Origin of the sequence: Pseudomonas sp. M20, from assembly GCF_045037865.1 — a bacterium.
GTDB lineage: Bacteria > Pseudomonadota > Gammaproteobacteria > Pseudomonadales > Pseudomonadaceae > Aquipseudomonas.
On the sequence record NZ_CP173611.1, the window covers coordinates 2,058,102 to 2,076,122 of the forward strand.

Annotated in this window: 8 protein-coding genes and 2 pseudogenes; 4 read left to right on the forward strand and 6 right to left on the reverse strand. The window is 56.1% G+C overall.

Features of this window, described 5'->3' with window-relative positions; all coding sequences use genetic code 11:
* Window positions 1–797: 797 nt before the first annotated feature.
* From ACI514_RS09315 to ACI514_RS09330, 4 genes are read right to left on the reverse strand one after another with little or no spacing between them, the layout of a single operon-like run.
* Window positions 798–3,929 carry an AAA family ATPase gene (locus ACI514_RS09315; protein WP_405123596.1) on the reverse strand — a complete coding sequence of 1,044 codons (3,132 nt, stop codon included), beginning with the start codon at window positions 3,927–3,929 and terminating at the stop codon, window positions 798–800.
* The gene (locus ACI514_RS09320) at window positions 3,926–5,758 is read right to left on the reverse strand and encodes a trypsin-like serine peptidase (protein ID WP_405123597.1); all 1,833 of its coding nucleotides are present in this window, start codon (window positions 5,756–5,758) and stop codon (window positions 3,926–3,928) included. The genes ACI514_RS09315 and ACI514_RS09320 overlap by 4 nt, the downstream gene beginning before the upstream one ends.
* Window positions 5,755–6,846 carry a trypsin-like serine peptidase gene (locus ACI514_RS09325; RefSeq protein ID WP_405123598.1) on the reverse strand — a complete coding sequence of 364 codons (1,092 nt, stop codon included), beginning with the start codon at window positions 6,844–6,846 and terminating at the stop codon, window positions 5,755–5,757. The genes ACI514_RS09320 and ACI514_RS09325 overlap by 4 nt, the downstream gene beginning before the upstream one ends.
* Window positions 6,839–8,233: a lipase/acyltransferase domain-containing protein gene (locus ACI514_RS09330; RefSeq protein WP_405123599.1), complete on the reverse strand. Its 1,395-nt coding sequence runs from the start codon at window positions 8,231–8,233 to the stop codon at window positions 6,839–6,841. The genes ACI514_RS09325 and ACI514_RS09330 overlap by 8 nt, the downstream gene beginning before the upstream one ends.
* A 493-nt stretch (window positions 8,234–8,726) precedes the next feature.
* Here ACI514_RS09330 and ACI514_RS09335 point away from each other — a divergent pair, with 493 nt between their 5' ends.
* The 4 genes from ACI514_RS09335 (at window position 8,727) to ACI514_RS09350 (ending at window position 15,788) form a co-directional block, all read left to right on the forward strand.
* Window positions 8,727–12,407: a hypothetical protein gene (locus ACI514_RS09335; protein WP_405123600.1), complete on the forward strand. Its 3,681-nt coding sequence runs from the start codon at window positions 8,727–8,729 to the stop codon at window positions 12,405–12,407.
* Entirely contained in the window at window positions 12,404–13,573 is a 1,170-nt protein-coding gene (locus ACI514_RS09340; RefSeq protein WP_405123601.1) for a hypothetical protein, read from the forward strand. The genes ACI514_RS09335 and ACI514_RS09340 overlap by 4 nt, the downstream gene beginning before the upstream one ends.
* 526 nt (window positions 13,574–14,099) lie before the next feature.
* The gene (locus ACI514_RS09345; RefSeq protein ID WP_405123602.1) at window positions 14,100–14,297 is read left to right on the forward strand and encodes an OmpA family protein; all 198 of its coding nucleotides are present in this window, start codon (window positions 14,100–14,102) and stop codon (window positions 14,295–14,297) included.
* 276 nt (window positions 14,298–14,573) lie between these two features.
* Window positions 14,574–15,788, forward strand: coding sequence for a hypothetical protein (locus tag ACI514_RS09350; RefSeq protein WP_405123603.1), 1,215 nt, complete (start codon window positions 14,574–14,576; stop codon window positions 15,786–15,788).
* An 853-nt stretch (window positions 15,789–16,641) separates the two neighbouring features.
* Here ACI514_RS09350 and ACI514_RS09355 read toward each other — a convergent pair.
* Together ACI514_RS09355 and ACI514_RS09360 are read right to left on the reverse strand one after the other, a co-directional pair.
* A pseudogene (locus ACI514_RS09355) lies at window positions 16,642–16,902 on the reverse strand (methyl-accepting chemotaxis protein); the annotation flags it as partial.
* A 21-nt stretch (window positions 16,903–16,923) separates the two neighbouring features.
* Window positions 16,924–17,913 (reverse strand): annotated as a pseudogene (locus ACI514_RS09360) (PAS domain-containing protein); the annotation flags it as partial.
* Window positions 17,914–18,021: the final 108 nt, after the last annotated feature.

An 18,021-nucleotide genomic window follows, 5' to 3' on the forward strand; every position in this document is an offset into this window, starting at 1 on the left:
CCCGTAATCAAATGGGCTCGGGATTTCCTGCTAGACAGAGGCTATAGCACGAGGGGGCTCTCCGCATGAATGTTCACACTGCCGGTTTAGAGAAGTTACCTGCAGTTGTTTTTCCTGCCCATCGATCCGCGACGAATCACACAAATCACGTTTCTTAATGCTCTGTGTCCTGATCGGATGCTACGAAGCATACTGATAAGTGGTGGTGAGGAGCGATAAGAGCATTGAGCCGATCTTTGGTGTCGTTGGTGCTTTCGGGACATTGAGACATACCGTTACGGTGACTACATAAGGTGAAAAAATGGATGTTCATTGGAATGCGAAACGTAAGTGCCCCGGCTGTGGCCAGGAGTTTCCCTTTGCCGCGCTGAAAGCCTGGGGGCAGCACAGATTATCGTGCATTGCGTTGTCAAAACCTGCGATCCAGAAGGTTCCGCAGAAAGCGAAGAAATAGATCTTATCAAGCCGCGACAAAATGTTGAGACAGCCCCACTGGAGCCTGGCGTGGATGTTCATGCTAGCGGCATCCAGGCGACTCCTCTCGTCACTCTGCAGGGCTTGTTTCAGCTTTCGATACTCAAAATAAAACGCGGCGACGCTAGCATGGATACCAATCACGTGAAGGCCACAGCACTAGAAAAAAGGTGTGAACCGATCTCTAACGGTCAGCTCGAAATCTCTTGCAAGGTTCCAGGTCGGTGCCAAATTCGCTGTTAACTCACAGTCGTTTTCAGCACTCCCGATAACTTGCCTGCTCCTTATGCGCATTGGCTGGAGCGTTATCGCTAAAGTGTTGATTACCGTCCGATATAATTCGTTTGCCTGGCGCAGACTGCTTCGAGCCTGCGCCAGGCATGCGCCAATTCATGCAGCGAATGCCCTGTCTCACCACCGGATATTTTGGCAGCGAGACTGCAAACGTAGGAGAGTTGTCCCAGTCGCCCACACCATTCAATCAGTGGCAAGGTGGCCCGCAGGCCATCACCTTCCGAGGCAGCCTTGAACCACTGGTTAAGTTTCAAGTCACTCGGCGTAAAGTCGGGCAACGGGGAGTGGGGGTCTTTATGCAGATAATGAGCAAAGGCTTCTCGTGAGCGCTCATCAGCGATGAACAATCGCAGCATTCGACGGGTCGCGGGTTGAAGTTCGGTCATCAGGCCAGGAAGGAAATCCTCTGGGCGGAAACCCGCAGCTTCCAAATTACTTCGAAGGTTGACCTGATCATCTTGAATGACATTTTCAACATTGCGCGCCACTTTTCCTGTCAGCATCGCGACTGGAGCGGGCAAGCGGATTTTCATTCCCAGGCGCAATTCTTGGTCTCGACGCGCATCGGGGAAGTCATCCCAGAGTCTCGCCAGTTTGCTCGACAACTTTGGGGTCAACGCCAGTGAGTCGGCGAGAATCGGAATCCTGTCATCAGGTTTTAAGTACCCAGCTTTCCAGAGCAACAACCACAGTCGAGCCTCGGCTTTGGCCTTCATCGCATCTTTTGGATGAAGTTTGAAACCCGGCCCAAGCATCTCCCGCATCGCAAGCCACCCTGGATGCTTGATCTTTCCATCAAGCAAAGCGCCCACTCCCCATGCCGCGGCAGCCCGTAAGTGAGCGGTGCCCGTACTCAATGAGCGCTTTTTTGTGAGCTCGTCATCAGCAGGGCTTTCGATTTCATGAAATTCCCCACGCCACAGGTGTAGAAAGGCGGTCACTGTCCTTGCTTCTTCAAAGCGCTCGCGACTTTGCGTGGTGGGTTCGTTGGCAGTCCTGACACGGTATTCGAGATCTAAGTAATACGGGGGGAGTCGCCATTGCACAGTGTCATGCAGCGCCGTCAGGTGCCACACGGGCACTGGTAGTTGGTCTTGGTAGAGTGCCAGCGCATCTTCGGGACGGCCCGTGTCGATGGCCGCCCAGGCGACCTCCGCGGTGGCGCTGCGTTGATAGACCTCAGGTAAAAACTTGAGGTCATCAACTGTCGGGCGCTGTCCTGAATGAAAGCGCGCCAAGGCGGCCGTGTGGGGCGGTAGTTCATCGAATTCGCCTGCCATTGTGAAGTTTACGAGACTGTGCTCACTGGTCGGCAGATCCTCGTCGGGGGCCAACAGCATCAAACGGTGGTACACCAACTCAAGGCGCGCCCGATCAGCTGGCAAGTCAGGGTCACGGGTGTTGGTGTAATACGCGATCGCCTTCGAGTGCAATTCATCGACCAGCGGGCCCACGGCGCTGTCGTTGCGCAGCAAACGCAAGGTTATCTCCCGCAGGTCTCGGCGATGACGCACTCGGCGCTCGGACTCCTGATCCACAAGCCAGACCTGTTGAGCTAGGCGCTCAAACAGTGCGGCGTTTTCCTTTGCACCGTGCACGCTGTTTTTCAGCACGATAGGAGCCAGGACATCCCGCAACAACCCAGGCGTGATCACCCGTAATGCCAGGCCAGGATAAGCCAGCTTGCGTAACGGATCGTGGTCGCCATTACCCACGCGGTTGAGAATGCGTCGGTACAACACACCCTGGGTCAGGGCTTCGTCTACCTCGCCACCCTCAAGCAGTGCATCTCCTGAGACCTCGGGATGCTCGAGCAGGTAACGGCTGGCCAGGCGCAGGACCAGTGGATTGCCCCCCAGCGAACTGGCGACCTCTACCGCGCGCTTCTCATCCAGCCCGGATTGTTTCAGCATTCGTATGGCATTGGGCGGGGTCAATGGTCCAAGTCGGTAGATGGCGCTTTCTCCAACGCGCAACAGGTTCGCCGCTGATTCGGCTGCCCGACCAACAACGATGGCGCGAACACCGTGCATACCGACGTCTTGGGTCAGATACGCCAGCCAATCGCGCAGCGCCGTGACCGCGGTATGGCCTTGAGCAGCGGCCATTTCGAATGAGTCGAGCAAGACGAGCACGGGATGTCCGGTAAAGTCGGTATCGATGATCTCGCGACCGATCATCAAGCCGGCCTCGCCGCTGGATGACACAGCGCTCGTTTCTGCGCTCTGCTTACGGTCCGACTGGCCGCCGCCGCGCTCGAAGGTTTCGCGGATCAGGGTTCTTGCCTCGGACAGCGCATCCGCGGATTGGGGCAGGTGCTGGGCTAGTTGCCTGGTGAGCTCCAGGGTCAGGCCAGGGCCAACGGGATCAAGAGCGGGTCGGTCAAAGTCGAAATTGAGCACGGGCGTCGGGTGCTTGCGGGCCCCCAAAGCACTCGCCAGGCGGGCGACCAGCGTGGACTTTCCGATTCCGCCGGCCCCGGTAACGATCATGATGCCGCCGGCTGTCTCAGGGCTATCGACAAACGCGAGCAACTTGTGCAGGTCCGATTCGCGGCCAACCATGCCACCTGAGAGCAAACTGCGGATTTCCGCGTTACGTCCTCGGCGTGCCTGTTCGCGCTGGACCTCGCCGATCTGCGGCCATGGCAATACGTCCTGGCCATTGGCGTCTTTGGACGGCGCCAGCCCTTGCAGCCAGCCCAGGGCAATGCAAAGGATGCCAAGGCGCTCGGCTCTGAGCCGTCGCAGGTCCGGCCGCCAGCCCGCGAATAGCTTGCGCAGCACACGGCCTTGGGCGTCCTCGCGAGCCGGCGCAAAGGAGTTGAGCAGCGATTGCAGCAAGCCAGGGCGGGTGAGCAGATCTGCCAATATTCGGCGGCGCGTGGTGATCTCCAACAAGCGTCGGCGGCACCCGTTGACAGTCAGGCCTTCGGTTCTGTTGATCAGTTCTGTTACGAGCATCATCTGCTCGGATTCGCGGGCGAATCGCACCAGACGATGAACATCGAACGGCCCGCAAAGCGCGGCCAGCGCCAGAGTCCAGGCGACCGGATCCGAGGCTGGGTCACCCGGCTGATCAGTTGTGCCTATGGCCTCAAGGCCGGCTTTGAATGCGTCGAGGAGTTCGGCAGATTGAGCTTTTGATTCAGTCTCCATCATGCTTGTACTCCCAGATTCATCAACAAAAAACGGGCGTAGTCAGCCGCGATGGGCAATTGTTGCTCCGGTGGTAGGTTTTCAAGTTGCTGTTGGTTTCTGTCAAACAGAGAGCCGTAGCCATTTCGCTGGCCTTGATCGGGTATACGATCGATAAGCCCGCGTGAGTAGTCCACAAATGCACTCAGGGGCACTTCCTCAAATTTTTCGTTGGTCCAAAAGTTCTTAATTTTGTCGGGTGCCACGCTGTCGTAACCCAACAAAACAATGCGCAACCAGTCATATCCCGCCACCGACTCGTAGATTAAATCCAGGCATTCTCTTAAGCCTGTGCCCTCCGACAGCGGGACGTGACTATCGTCCGGGCGTCGCAAGTCATCCAGGATCAGCCAGAACAGGCGCCCGTCGCGAATTTTCTGCAGTTTGCGAATCAGCTCGGGGACCAAGGTGTTGCGCATGTAGGCCACGACGGTGGTTTCGCCATCGGGAAGAGGGAGATCCCTTGGGGAGGGCGCACCGCAGGCTTCGATCAGCATTTGCACAAAGCCAAGAGGCGTTTGAGAGTGAAACCGCAGCGCGGAGAGCTTTACCACGCGATGTTCCGCGTTAGGCAGCAACGCTGAGATGAGGTCTGCAGTGAAACTCATGCCGGTCCTGCACCGTGGGGCGGGGCTGATCGCCAGGATGCGGCTGCTGTCGCCGGTGGTCGCTTGTTTCAGCCAGTCGAGCGTCCTTTCACGTTGCACGATCGGGTGAATGGTGCCCTTGGCGCACCGGAAAAAATAAGGCCGGGCAGGTTCGCCTTCCGCTATCCATCTAGTTACTTCTATGGCCGGTAGGTTGATGCCCAAGGCGACGTTCCTCGCCGGGTCCGAGCCTATTGCTTCGCCAGTGTGTACCCCGACGACCTCGAAGTTGGTGTTGAAGCAAGGTGCACCGGAACTGCCCGGTTGTGAATTGACCGAATGCAGAAATACCGTTGAGCCAGTTATCGGCTCTTTGACTAGTCCATCATGGTGGCATAGGGCGCTGCCCTGGGGATGCTGGATGATCAGGAGCGGGTCATTGTGGAAGGGTGCGGCGCTTTGCATGTGAAGCGGGCGCGCATAGGGGAGTGGTGATCCGGCCAGACGGACCAGGGCATAGTCTGGCTTATCGATATCGGCAGTGGCGACACCGCCGGCGTTGCTCGGGGGAGCCTCATGGGCCAACAACCAATTTTCTACAACCTTGAATGGGCGGGGCTTGAGGCGCACTCGCACAAGATCCCTTTCGATGAAATCGAATCGATCGTCGAACAACACCTCAATTCGCTCCCATGAATGGGGCTCCACGGCACCTCCCTGGATCAGTGGGTCTTGATTGAGGAATACATGCCCGGCCGTCATCACCAAGTCGGGGGGCACGAGCAAGCCAGTGCCTGCGTGTTGTCCATCGATCACAATGCGGCAAATATAGTTTGTGACATAGATCAAACCCTTTGCATGCAAAGCGGTATGTTTGAAGGGCGAGTCTTGTTCGACCATCTTCTGCCAGCCCACCAGCCTTTGACTTGGCGTTTGCCTGGTGGCTGCTGAGATGAAGTCGCGTGACACCACGCGTTCAGACACGCATTGAGTGCAAAGCTCGGTGAGCCATTTCCCGAGGCGAGCATAGGCAAAGGCGGCAGCGATTCGCTCCTTCAACTCTTTATTCGAGGAGACGACCGCGTCATACGCAACGGTTTTGTCGCTCCCGTCCTGGGCTGCCGCGAAGCATTCAGCAAACGCAGAATCGCCCACGCAGACGTGCTCCGCCAACAGCCAGTCGTCGTTGCTGATGACCACACTCATTGAACGCACGCCAGTTCATGTGCCAGGTTTCGTACGCCTGATCGACCACCAAAATGCAGACCTATCACTTTCCAACTACCTTCCAGGTCAACGATGCATGAGCCGGAACTGCCGCCGAGGGTGGAGGCGTCATGGCTGAAGCAGCGGGGGGGATTACTGTCACCGGCCACTTGACCGTGTACCTGGTCCACCAGGCCGGGCGAGACGCGTTTTACCTCAAACACGTCCCCGAACAATCGCAGCAGAATCTGGCCACTCTCGGTGCCGGGTTGGGGCCTGGCGGGAAAGCCGACCGCAAACACGTTCTTGCCTGAATGAAGACTGGCGCTGTCCCGTTCAATCTCCAGAAAAGCCGGGAGCGCGACAGCCGCGGTGTCTGCCTGCACTTCGATTAACGCTAGGTCAAGCAAGGCCGGGTTGCTGGTTTGGCCGATCTCATCGGGTCCGCATTCAAGCACTCGGACTGGGCGTGCACGAGGTGTCAGGGGCTCCGTCCTGGCGTGCTCGGCCCCGAAATCGATGATGACATCTTCGTGGAAGCGCCACCGGCCGGGGGCCTGATCGTCCGGCAAGGCAATGTATTGCAGCACATGGCGATTGGTGATCAGTCCGCTTTCAGTCAGAAAACCGGTACCCACGGTGCGGATCGGCTGCTCCGGAGTGGCAGAAACAATGCTGATTCGGGCCACGGCCCTTATGACTTTGCGCAGTTGCACCGGCTCCTGTAAAAGCTTGACCTTCCACGACCCCAGCGTCGGATCCAGTACGTCGATACTGTCATTGCACGTCATCACCGCAGGCCGGGATCCGTCGGCATGGATGATTGCCTCGATACCGACGCGCATGGCTCTGGTCAGCGGTACGGCGGCGCCATTGGCAATCGCATCCAGGCCACAACTTGCATCAATCAGCAACTGACGACCTGCGGTGTCACCGCCAAGCCCGCGGGCGTTTATCAGGGACGCCAATCGTTCAAGGGAGGCCTCGCGTCGCGCGGGGCTCAGGTTTGCAGTGCCGAGCTGGCTCTCCTGGCCCGTTGACAGCGCACCCGCGGCGAGGCGCTGCCGCAACTGCTTGATCTCAGTCATTTGCGGTGACCACAAACGGCAGCGCCTCCCTCAGGCTCGGTTTGCCTTCGAAAGTCAGTCGGTAAAGTCCTGCGCTTGAGGTGATATCGGCAAGCAACGTGCTAAGCCGCCGCAGGGGCGTGCCCTGGTAGGTAAGGGGCAGACGGGCGATCGTCAAAGGCACCAGGCTGACTTCGTGCAGACGCTCCAGAACCAGCTCGCCCGTGATCTTATCGATCGGCGGTGCTTCATCCGCCAGGCTGCGATTGACAACCTGCAGCGTCAATTCGACTTCTTGGCCAATGGCATAGGCTTGACGGTCCAGTGAACCCGACAGCAGGCTGCCTTCTATGTCCAGGTTGTCCGCGTTTTCCAGGGCCGTGCCAGCATCACCGCCCAAAAGACGAAAGAACGCGCGACGAAAAGAAGAGCCCTTGAACACCGTCGAGTGTTCATTGATAACGATCTGGCGCTGCCCTTTGCTCGGCAGCGAACTGTACAGCGGTACGGTTCCGTCGCCGGCGTCGTCCGTGAAGGTCAGCCGTGATTGCGAATGCTGAACCGCTTGCCCAGGCGTATGAACCACATTGACTCGTGTGAGGGTGCGGTGGCCGCTACCGGCAAAATAGACATATCGCACATGCTCTGGGCGTTGCTCGCGCCCCAGCACATCATGCACGGCGCGAGCTCGCTCCAGCAATTCTGGGACCAGGCCCAGGTCTTTTGCGCTATCGGCGTCGTAGGGATCTACGCTGGCCAGGTCTGGGCTTTCCATAGACCAAATGGCTGCCTCATCCGGAGCCGGGATCAGCTGGTAGGCCGAGGGGTACGCCGGATTATTGGCCAGCTTGGCAACGTCACTCGCGTTAAGCCCCGCGACGCCATCCAGACCGAAGATACGGGCCAATGCCAGCGGTGCTCCAAGGTGGGGCGTGGCCAGGGTGACCAGCAGTCGGATGCTCTTGAACCAGGGCCTTTCGTTGTATTTTCCGCCTTCCAGCAGCAGCCGGGCGACCATCCCGCCCATGGAGTGAGCCACCAGGGAAATACTGCGGGCGCCCTTTGCATACTCGGCCTCGATACGCTGCGCGAGCAGGTCGGCGGTATGAACGTTATCGAGTCGCCAGTCATAGCCAAACTCCACTCGACGCTTGGCACTGTCGTCGTTTGGATAGCCAAGATCATCCAGGTGAGTTCGCAGCAGACTGTAAAAGTTGTAACAGGCGACCTTGTGAATCGGGCTGCCGGGCTTGAGGGCGGGGTCCATCAACTTATGCAGGCGCTTGTACTTCAGGGCCGCTTCCGACGGCGTTGGTGGCCAGACTTCTTCGTCTGTATCACCGGGATTCTTTGCCGGGAGAACCAGGCTGGTGCCCATGATGCCAGGGATCAAAAACACGACTTCCATTGTCTCTTCCTTTTGTGACTTAGCTATTAGTTTGCCGTTGTGCGAATTGAATTGCACTCATGATATCCAGTGATATCGAAGAAAAAGACTTCATAAGCAAAGTTTCCGGCAGCGGCCAATCCCACTTCTAGCGCAGCATGTTTTCTACATCGGCGAGAGTCGAATCGAGATCGCCTGGGTTCAAACCAGCTACGGAATGATCCAGCGTTTAAGTCTGTAAGCACAACTTCTTCGCTGGCCGTTCCCTCGAACACTCACGCCGAAATGCTCCCATCTGAAACCCGCGCCCCGATGCCCCGACCGATGGCTTCACTTTTTGATCAGTAGCGGCATCAACGGAATACGTTGAGCTAAGGCGAGACATTCGCCCGCGTCAGATGACATGATTGTGTTCAGATTAAGTGATTTTCGGAGCGTTTCGATAACAATGGAGCAGACATCTTCAGCGCTACCGGCACCTATGCGCGCCGGCGGCCGTGCCACAGAAGCTGGCATGGCTTTCCAGGCGGAGGTAGCGACCTGGTTTGCCGTTCACATACTTACGCGCATGCCAGTAGGAGGCAGGTTCGGCATCAACAATCAGGCGCTTCCGATCGCTATACGGCTCGAAACAGGGGAAGGACTTGATGACATCGAGGTGACCCAGTCGGACGGTGGTGCACTTCATATGCAGTGTAAGACCAGCGCGACCTTAGGTCTCGGGCCAAGAGCACCGCTGTCCAAAACGGTTGGACAGCTCGTGCGCTGGGTTGCCGATGCAAAATCTATGGGCGGCCTTCCTGATCTGAATCGAAACGTCGCCCTGTTTGCGGTGCACGCCGACGCGGCGCGTACGTTGGACACACTTGAATCAGCTTGTCGGGCGTTCGATCTGGGTGGTGCTTGGGCAGTGACGCGCACTCAACGCAATCAGGCAGAGCGGGAGGCCCTCGACATATTTGAGGCGATTGCGTCCCCGGCTTGGAGCGAGTATCGAGGTGCGGCACCTGGAGATGGTGATCTTTCGGACTTAGTGAGAATTTTTCGCATCTCGCGCTTCTCCATGGATGAAGGTCAAAGTAATTGGCGCGAAGCCTCGCAATTATTGGGGCGATTCCTGTTCGGTGGGGATGCTGCGGGCGAAGCGCCTCTGCGCGACCTTAAGGGCATCATGCGTGATCTGATTGCCAGCGGCGCTCCTGCCGATCGTGATGGTTTGTTGCGCGCTCTGCGTCGTCGTGGTCATGTCGATGTCGGTGCCCCAGGCTTTGAGCCGGATATCGCCAAACTGCGCACAGCAACCGCCAGCGAACTTACTCGACTCGCGAGCCATGGTCAGTTGCCTGTTGGTGATGGCGTGCCAATCACGCGCCAGAGCGATGCACCGTTGTTGGCAGCCATCATGTCGGGTTCGCTGCTAGTAGTTGGCGAGCCGGGTGGGGGGAAAACAGGCGCATTGATCCATGCCGCTGCTGCAATCGCGGCTGCGGGCGACACCGTCGTATTTCTTTCACTCGATCGTTTTCCAGGCGTCACTATGGCGTCTCAACTTACCTCTGAGCTTGGGCTCACGCACCCGCTCGTTGAAACCCTTGCAGCAATGCCTGGAGTCGGTCAAAAGATACTTTTCATTGACGCGCTCGATGCTGCGCGTGGCGCACCCGCAGAAGGGGTATTTGCTGCGCTGATTGAAGATGTTCGTAAACAACTCGCTGATGAATGGATCGTCATAGCATCGATCCGTACCTTCGATCTCAGAAACGGTCGTCGTTACAAAAAAGCTTTTTTGGGCGAACCTGCCAATGCCGGATTTGCGGAATCTGGTCTTTCAAACGTACGTCACTTTCTTGTCCCACGTCTGAGTGAGGTCGATCTCGCTGCAGTAGGTATTGCATCATCGGAGTTGGCCGTATTGCTCAATTCGGCACCTCGGCCTTTGGCAGAACTCCTGTGTAACATCTTTAACTTGTCCTTGGCTGCAGAGTTACTCGCCGACGGCACCGCACCTGAATCATTCCGCGCAATTCGCACACAATCAGGACTTATTGACGTTTATGAAGATGCGCGGCTCAACACGACGCAGCTTCAACAGGCCGCGACTACTGCGGTGAGGACGATGATAAGCGGCCAACGCTTGGTAGTGCGCAAGGTGTCGGTAGAACATGCTGCTCTCGACGCGGTTATCCAGACAGGCGTTCTCACTGCCACGGGGGACTTGGTAAGCTTTGCCCACCACGTATTGTTTGATCATGTCGCCAGTCGTTTCCATCTCGCCTGGGACGACCCTGAGGCACTCCTTGCTCAGATAGCCGGTGATGCATCAACCGCGCTTTTGCTCGCGCCAGCGCTTCGATTTGCAGTCGAAAGAATCTGGCGTTTCGATCAAGTGGGGCGACCTACGAGTTGGAAACTGATCAGGGGGATTTACGGGACAAGTACAATTAATCCGGTGTTGGGGAGCATGGCGCTGCGGATCGCAGTCGAAAACATCGAAGATGAGAGTGATGTCGCCGGATTGATGGCGCTTACGGCTACCGCCTCAAAAGAGCCAGGATTCGCATCGCTGCTCGCGCGCCTTGCTCGTTTCGCCAAAGTGGTTTCTGAATCGGTCAAAGTCATTGCAACCCCTACAGCCATCGCGTGGGGTCAGCTCGCAAATGCTCTTTTAGCAAGCGAAGAGCAGATGTTGCTGGATCCGGCTCGGTATCTGCTTCATACGCTGATTGATCATGGTGATCTCGAGGATCCAAAGCTTCTGGCAGAGTTCGGGCAGGCAGCACGAGCACTCCTGGAGGTGGGTTGGACAACCTCTTCATCGCACATCGCAGATAGCGCAATTCGCTTCGTCGGCAGAAGTTTCGCCTCCGACCCGGTGGCATCACGGACACTGCTAGACCGCGTATTGCGTGAACCCCATTTTTCGAAACATGCTGACCGAGAAGCCACACGGCTCGCCGGAGAGATTGTTCCGATCACACGTGCTGACCCTGAGTTTAGTGTCGAAATCTACGCGGCCCTCTACAGCCAGCAGATTACTGACGACGCTCCCACTGCGCTCGGTGGGCAGCACAGTCGCATTATGCAGCTTACCTCTAATAGGCGGCAGAACTATGAGCATTGCCGTTATCAATTGGGTGCAGCCATGGGCGAAGTTTTGGCGATTTCGCCCGAGCATGGCACGCGCGCATTGATCGAGGCCCTGATAGGTACAGTCGCTATTCGAAGCCGTGGCGGTAATTTTGCGGCTGAACTGATCGACATCGGCAGCTCGATGCTAGAGCTTCGCGGGCTCTTCACTGAGTTCAGGGCGTGGGATCAGCAGGAAAGTCATCCGGCAAAGGAAGATTTGTTGCATCACTATGTGCGCTTTCTGCGTGAGTGCAACGTTGCAACCTTTAGGCTCTGCGTCACTGCCGCATCGCGCGATTACGCCACCGCGTCAGTCTGGACGCGGATTTTTGGTGTTGGCAGCGAACGGATTTCTGAGTTGGGTGACCTTCTCTGGCCGCTGATTGAGCGACCTGATTTTCTCGAAAATAGGTTTACCTCGCGCGCCGCTGCTCAGTTTTTAAATGCCGCCTGGACGTCGCGTACGCAGGAAGAACGCGTGATATTTGAGACAATGGCGCTCGATGCGACGCGCTTCACTGATACAGAGCGTCTTCACCAATGGCATCGCGTCTTGGGCCACATTTTAGCGCCAATGCCACCGGAAACCCTTGTGCTGGAGGCAATGCGCACGCTGCAAAACTCGCTCACTACTCGGGAGCTCCTGATAAATGACGAGCCGTATCGACCCCAGGTTGCTTGGGTAGACACAGCAGACTACGAACTTGAGCAACTGCGCCGGGCGGGTGTCGATACGAACGCCGGACCCCACCGAGAGGTGCTCGATGCTTCAAACGCTCTTTACGCCCGCGTACAACGCACATCCAGCGACAGCCTGGCGCCCGAACTGGTATTGCTATGGGACGAGGCAATGGCGTTGCTTACCTTGATTGATGCGAATCCTGATCTGCACGATCAAGTCGATCGCCCAGCCTGGGGACATCTTGCGTGTGCAGTAGAGCGGGTTGCGTCGAGCTCCAGTTTTATGCCAGGCGCAGATGGCTTGCCGGATATTGAAACGCTTATTGCAGTCTTGGATCGGCTCTCGACTAGCCGCTATCCCGAACCGAACGAGACTGAGTCATGACCATCAGCTGGGGGAATTGGGACGTGCGTGTATATGCTGCTGATGCCTGGGTGTCACTTGCTTCTCGTTTTGGGGCAGAGCATCCGGTGATCATCGACCGACTCGAAGAGTTTCTCCAAGATCCTGAGCCCTCGGTGCGGCTCCAAGTGGCTCAAAACCTTCAGGTCATAGGCGTTGTCGCGCCCGAACGCATGTGGGCGATGGGGCAGCGCATAGCGGCTCAGGAGACCAGCGCTGAAATAGTTGGCTTTTACCTCCAGTATTCGATGGATCCTTTCAGTGTGTCGGAGCCAGAGCGATGTGAGGCTGTTTTAAGCATCGTCAAGAATCGACTGTTTGTAGATCTTTATTTAGATGAACAAGAAAACCAACATCTTCAAGATACTCTTGGCGGCTGGCTTGCCCAGCTGTATGTAGGTCAGGGCCGAGCACTCACGCGTACCTGGTTCGAGGAGTGGGTAGTCGAGCCAGAGCGCTTTGGCGGTTTGCTCAGCCGTTTTACTTTCAACCTGCGCGCAGCTTTTTTTGAGCGCTATAAGCCCGAGAACACGACCCAAATCTGCGCCATCTGTGATCGCGCGCAGGAGAGTCTCGCGCTTATCCTGAGGCCGGCAATCACCATCTCAGCCGAAGCCCATGGGGTGCTTATTTCTGATGCCGGCGATGCTGACAAAGAGGCAGCAGGCAAGCGGTTCGAAGCAGCAGAGAAGGTTATCCATCAAGGGATGAATCAGCTTTATTTTGGCTCCGGTGCCTTTGAGAACCATGGTGATGAGAAACCCGGGTTGCCGAATGAGTCCGCAATGGCGCGTTTCCTAGCTGACTATGCTGAAATACTTGCGCTTATTGCAAACACACGCAATCCCGCGACTTTGCACCATTTGATGGAGCTTTACGGCTTCTTGATCCCCGGCAACCCAATCGCTGTCTTTGAGACCATTCACGAAATTCTGCTCGGACGCGGTAAGGAGGAGGGCTATCACTACGAAAGTCTTGGTGGCTCGGTGATCGTAGAGATTGTGCAGCGTTACATTGCTGACTATCGCTCAATTTTTGAGGACGAAGATCAACGCAATAGGCTGGTGGCGATTCTGCAGATTTTCTCTGAGGTTGGATGGCCCGACGCGCTTAAACTTCTTTACGATCTTCCAGACCTGCTGCGTTGAGCAAGCAGTTTCGACCAACGGCTGCTGCTCGGTGTAGTGATGACGGCACACAGTGTTCTAGAACTGGTTCAACTGGACACCGAGCTAGCGCGTTTGCATGCTTGTTTGCTTCCTCAGCTGTCCAGTCCTCTGCTGACGTTGCGGCTCAGCGCCACCAGATCGGCAGTCTGACCCAGCACCTGGGGCAGAGCTATTCACCGGGCGAAAGGGTGCTCGTGCCCATCAGGGTGGTGGCTCCTTCTTTGGTGATACCTGTCGTGATTCTACCGCCCCCCTGAAGTGGAATCGCGCAGGCCACGTATGGCCCTGTGGCTGTTCGCCGGGGTGCTCCTCGTTGCCTTGGCCGCGGGGTTTAGTTGGCGGACATGGCTGGCAGGCCCAGACAATGAAGCCCTTATGCCCGAACCGGTGCGGTTGGACAGTCTGTCGCTGTACGATGCCGGTAGCGCTACGCTGAAGCCTGGGCTCGGCCAAGGTGCTGATCAATGCTTTGGTTGGCATCAAAGCCCAGCCGGGATGGTTGATCGTGATCACTGGGCATACCAATGCAACAGGGGGTGTCGAGCAGAACCGAGCCCTGACCCACGCCCGTGCCTCAGCCGTGCGAGACTGGAAGCAGCGCATGGACGACATTGTCGACAGTTGTTTTGCGGTGCAGGGCTTCACGGCCAACCAGCCGGTCGCCAGCAATGACACCGAGACCGGCGTGCAGATACCTATCTGATGCCACAGGTGGGGGCCGTGAGCAGGCTGCATTGGTGATGGAAGATCGCCAGTCATGATGAATGCTGGAGCTAGTCGGATATGCCGACTGCTCACGATTTCTATCGCGCAATGCTCCAGCTTTACCGAGATCTTGAGCCTTTAGCCGCATTCGGTGCAGTGACGCCAATGCTGAACATCGTGATCAACAAACTTGATGAATTATCCTGCCGTATCTATCGATAATCTCCAAGAAAAACCCGAGCGAATCATGGCGCATTAAAGACCTGGAGGTCATGTGGGTATCCTGGATTTTCGTGAAATTCCTTCCGCCAGCCCTAAGCTGCGAAAGGCTAGAAAAAAGGCGTTGATGAAGGACGAGCTGGATGCATTTGAAAAATTTGCGGAAGAGTATTTTGAGAAGGTACTAGGCGGAGTTGTACTGGCAGGTACCACAAGAGGCCCCGATAATGATCTGGACCTCAAGGTCCAATTGAATGGTGAAACTCTGCTAGTCAGTTGCAAGCATTATGCTCATGGTGATAACGCCGTGGGCGCTGATCAGGAATACGATCCGGTGTCAGCGATCTACTCTAATGGCTGCACAAAATTCATCGGCTTCTACTCCACGGTTCCCAGCGCCCCTCTAATCACGAAGCTGGAAGGCTTGAAGAACAACAAAAGCATACCCTTTGACTACGAGATCCTGAAAAACTCGGACATCGAGTCGCGCCTTCTTGATAAAGACAGTGTCGTGGGTTGGTTATTTGCCGCCCGGTATTTCCCCGTCAGTTACGCAAATCTGTTCAGGCGATTTGTCGTGCCTATCGAACACTACAAAGAAAAAGACTTGAAACAGATCGCCCCAACAAGCTGGAGTCTGGATGGGCCCTTTGGCGGAATCTTCTCTGGTGCGGGAGTTGATAAGGCTCAAATCGTTCATGAGGCAAACGATGCGTTGACCAACAATGTCCACTCCAGTTTTTTCACTGAGGCATTGAAAGACGCCATCGATTGTTTCCCTGAATACTTTAAGTACCGCGCGGATGCAGATCTGCAAGCGCTGGAAAATAGTGATATCTCACCTGATTGGGATAGGGCTTTGACCTATGAGGGTGAGATGGATTGTAACTTACCTATTATGGTATGCGGCCTCTGGTCTTTCTGGTGCCCCAGAAGAGCGCTTGAAAAATATCTGATTTTTACGCAAGCCTGCGAACTGTTGAATGATCCGCCTGACAGCAAAGCGTTAATCATTGCCCGCGCGCAACAAAGCCTGGCTTATTCCTCATTTTTGTCCGCGGGCAGTATCGCGCTTAAGTCCTCAGGTAAATATCGAGATATATTTGCCAGGCTGACTGCCTTTTGCCAGCTTTCACTTCCAGAATACAAGGGCGCGAACAGCACCAGTTTTAGGACGGAGACTGGCGAGCGGGTCATCTGGAAGTTCAAGGCAGGCGAGGGGTTGAGCTTTCTCTGTGACAGGATTCTGGGCAACTCGAGAAAATCATAGCTTGGGCCAGCAAAGGCACAGATCAGTGCGGGAGAGCTCGATAATGTACTGTTATCCGTCGGTGAATGTTTTTGACGGACGTAAAGCCTGAAGATATGCCCGCCGCACGCCGCTTCCTTGATGGTCAAGGTTGGACTGAGGTCGACGCGGGCGATTAGATGGATACGCCTGCTGACCGATCCAATCACTATGTGGGGTGCTTCCCGTCTATGCTATAAGCATTCTCTGCCGGGACTGCAGAACCATCAGGTGGGCGGAGCTGGACATTCCTCACCCGGGCCTGGAAAAATTTAAGGCAGCCAATCTGATTGAATACCGCGTGATCTGTTTGAAATAAGGGTGTCGGGCCTCTGATACTTACAACTGGTTGCGGAACTAGCTCACGCACACGCACGTGATGCTTACTTGGATACAAGGTAATTGGAGCCGAATGGATCTGCACGAGACTGAGCTAGGTATCGCATGGGCGTAGTAATTCAAAATTCAAGACCTTCCGGCAGCTCAGCAGCTCCTCCAAGCCGTGCGTTGGATTTCAGCGGCCGAATTCGCAGACGCCCTGACCAAAAGTATCGAACTTCAAGCGAAGCTGATCGATGAGCCCGTTGCACTGTTTGTCGAACAGGATTTGCATGTCAGAAACGAAATAGTAGAAAAATTTTGTAAAGAAGAAAGCCACAACTAGGTCCTGCAGTTGCTCTCAGATATTGAATTAGTGGTTTTGCATATCCGAGCTCCACCGGAGGTCGATATAATTTTTTCTAATTAAGGGGCCGGTCTTCGATCTAGAGGCTTGGATGATTGATTTCCGCGCACGACGTTTAGTGCGGATGCTCACTTGAACTCAGTACCTCTCGATCATGTCAGCCGCTTGTTGGGTTGCTTGGCTTGTTCGGGTGGCCAGCTTCCGAACTTCGTCGGCCACTACCGCAAAACCCCTTCCGGCCTCTCCGGCTCTGGCCTCTATGGCCGCGTTCAGAGCCAGTAGATTGGTCTGTTTGGCGATGCTTTGTATGGCGGCGACGATTTGCGTCAACTGAGCGAGGTTTTCCTGCATAGCGTGATGCTGACGTTCCTGAGTCTGACGCAACAGGCTTTCTTCATGGAGGGTGTGCACGTCTGTGATCGCCCCTACAGTACGTAAGGGCGTGCCGTCGCTGCTTCGCTGGGTCTGTCCTTTGCCTGTGAACCAGCGATACTCATCGTTGCGGTGCCTGAGGCGGTAGGTCACATGGAAGGGTGTCTGGCCGGAGCGGTCGGCGACATGTTCGACAAACGCCTGTACGGCACGCTGGCTGTCTTCGGGATGCAGGCGAGACAACCAGCTTTCGAATACATTGGGAAACTCTTCGATGGTTTCGTAGCCGAGCAAGCGGCGCATCTGTGATGAGAACCAGATGACATTGTGCGGATTGGCTGGATCGCCTGCGACGATATTGATGTCCCAGAGTGCGTCCTGAATGCATTCGCGGAAAATATCGAAGCGGGCTGAAAGTATCGCGAACGCTAGTTCTCGCACGCGCTGGGTATGGATGTCACGCACAATACCGACGCTGACCTGTGGCATTCCCCGTTTGTCCCGGAGCGTATCACCGGCAACTTGGACCCAGCGGTATTCTCCCGAGTGGTTAGCGAGGCGCACATCCACCTGGTACACAGTATGTCCGTTGCGATCGGAAAGATGACCAGCCAGGGCATCCAAGTTGGCCTGTCGGTCATCAGGGTGGAGGCAATCGTTCCAAGGGCCGAGACATGTGGGGAGGTCCGTTTGGGCGGGCAGGTTGCCGAACCATTGCAGTACTGCATCGCGGGTGGGCTGCAGACTGCCATTGAGCTGCAGCTTCCAGAGCAAAGTCCCTGACCCGCATACCGCCAATTGCAAAAGTTGCTGTTGATCGTGCAACTGTGTTTCGTATTCACCCAGTTGACGCTTGATGCCTTGCTGCTCTGCATTAAGGTCGTCTACGTTGGCCCGGAGCGCCGTGCGATCGGCGAGCAGGCGTTCGATGCCGGCCAGAACCTGCCGCAGTGACGAATCCTTCGCCGCTACCGATACACTCTCGCCTTGCTGTTCCAGCCTGTCGCCAAGCAGCTTCAGTTCCTTGCGGATGTTATTTCTGAAAAACATCAAATACCTCTGGGGTTGCTCACGAGGATTCGGGGTGGTTTTTTCTCGATGGCGCCGGGCATTACGGTCTTCGAATGCCCGGGGGACAGTCCGCTATGGACGGAGTAC

Bases quoted from the DNA above. Each gene is read 5' to 3' on its own strand.
- ACI514_RS09340 (WP_405123601.1), top strand. From the start codon at position 12,404: ATGACCATCAGCTGGGGGAATTGGGACGTGCGTGTATATGCTGCTGAT.
- ACI514_RS09320 (WP_405123597.1), bottom strand. From the start codon at position 5,758: ATGAGTGTGGTCATCAGCAACGACGACTGGCTGTTGGCGGAGCACGTC.
- ACI514_RS09315 (WP_405123596.1), bottom strand. From the start codon at position 3,929: ATGATGGAGACTGAATCAAAAGCTCAATCTGCCGAACTCCTCGACGCA.
- ACI514_RS09335 (WP_405123600.1), top strand. From the start codon at position 8,727: ATGGCTTTCCAGGCGGAGGTAGCGACCTGGTTTGCCGTTCACATACTT.
- ACI514_RS09325 (WP_405123598.1), bottom strand. From the start codon at position 6,846: ATGACTGAGATCAAGCAGTTGCGGCAGCGCCTCGCCGCGGGTGCGCTG.
- ACI514_RS09330 (WP_405123599.1), bottom strand. From the start codon at position 8,233: ATGGAAGTCGTGTTTTTGATCCCTGGCATCATGGGCACCAGCCTGGTT.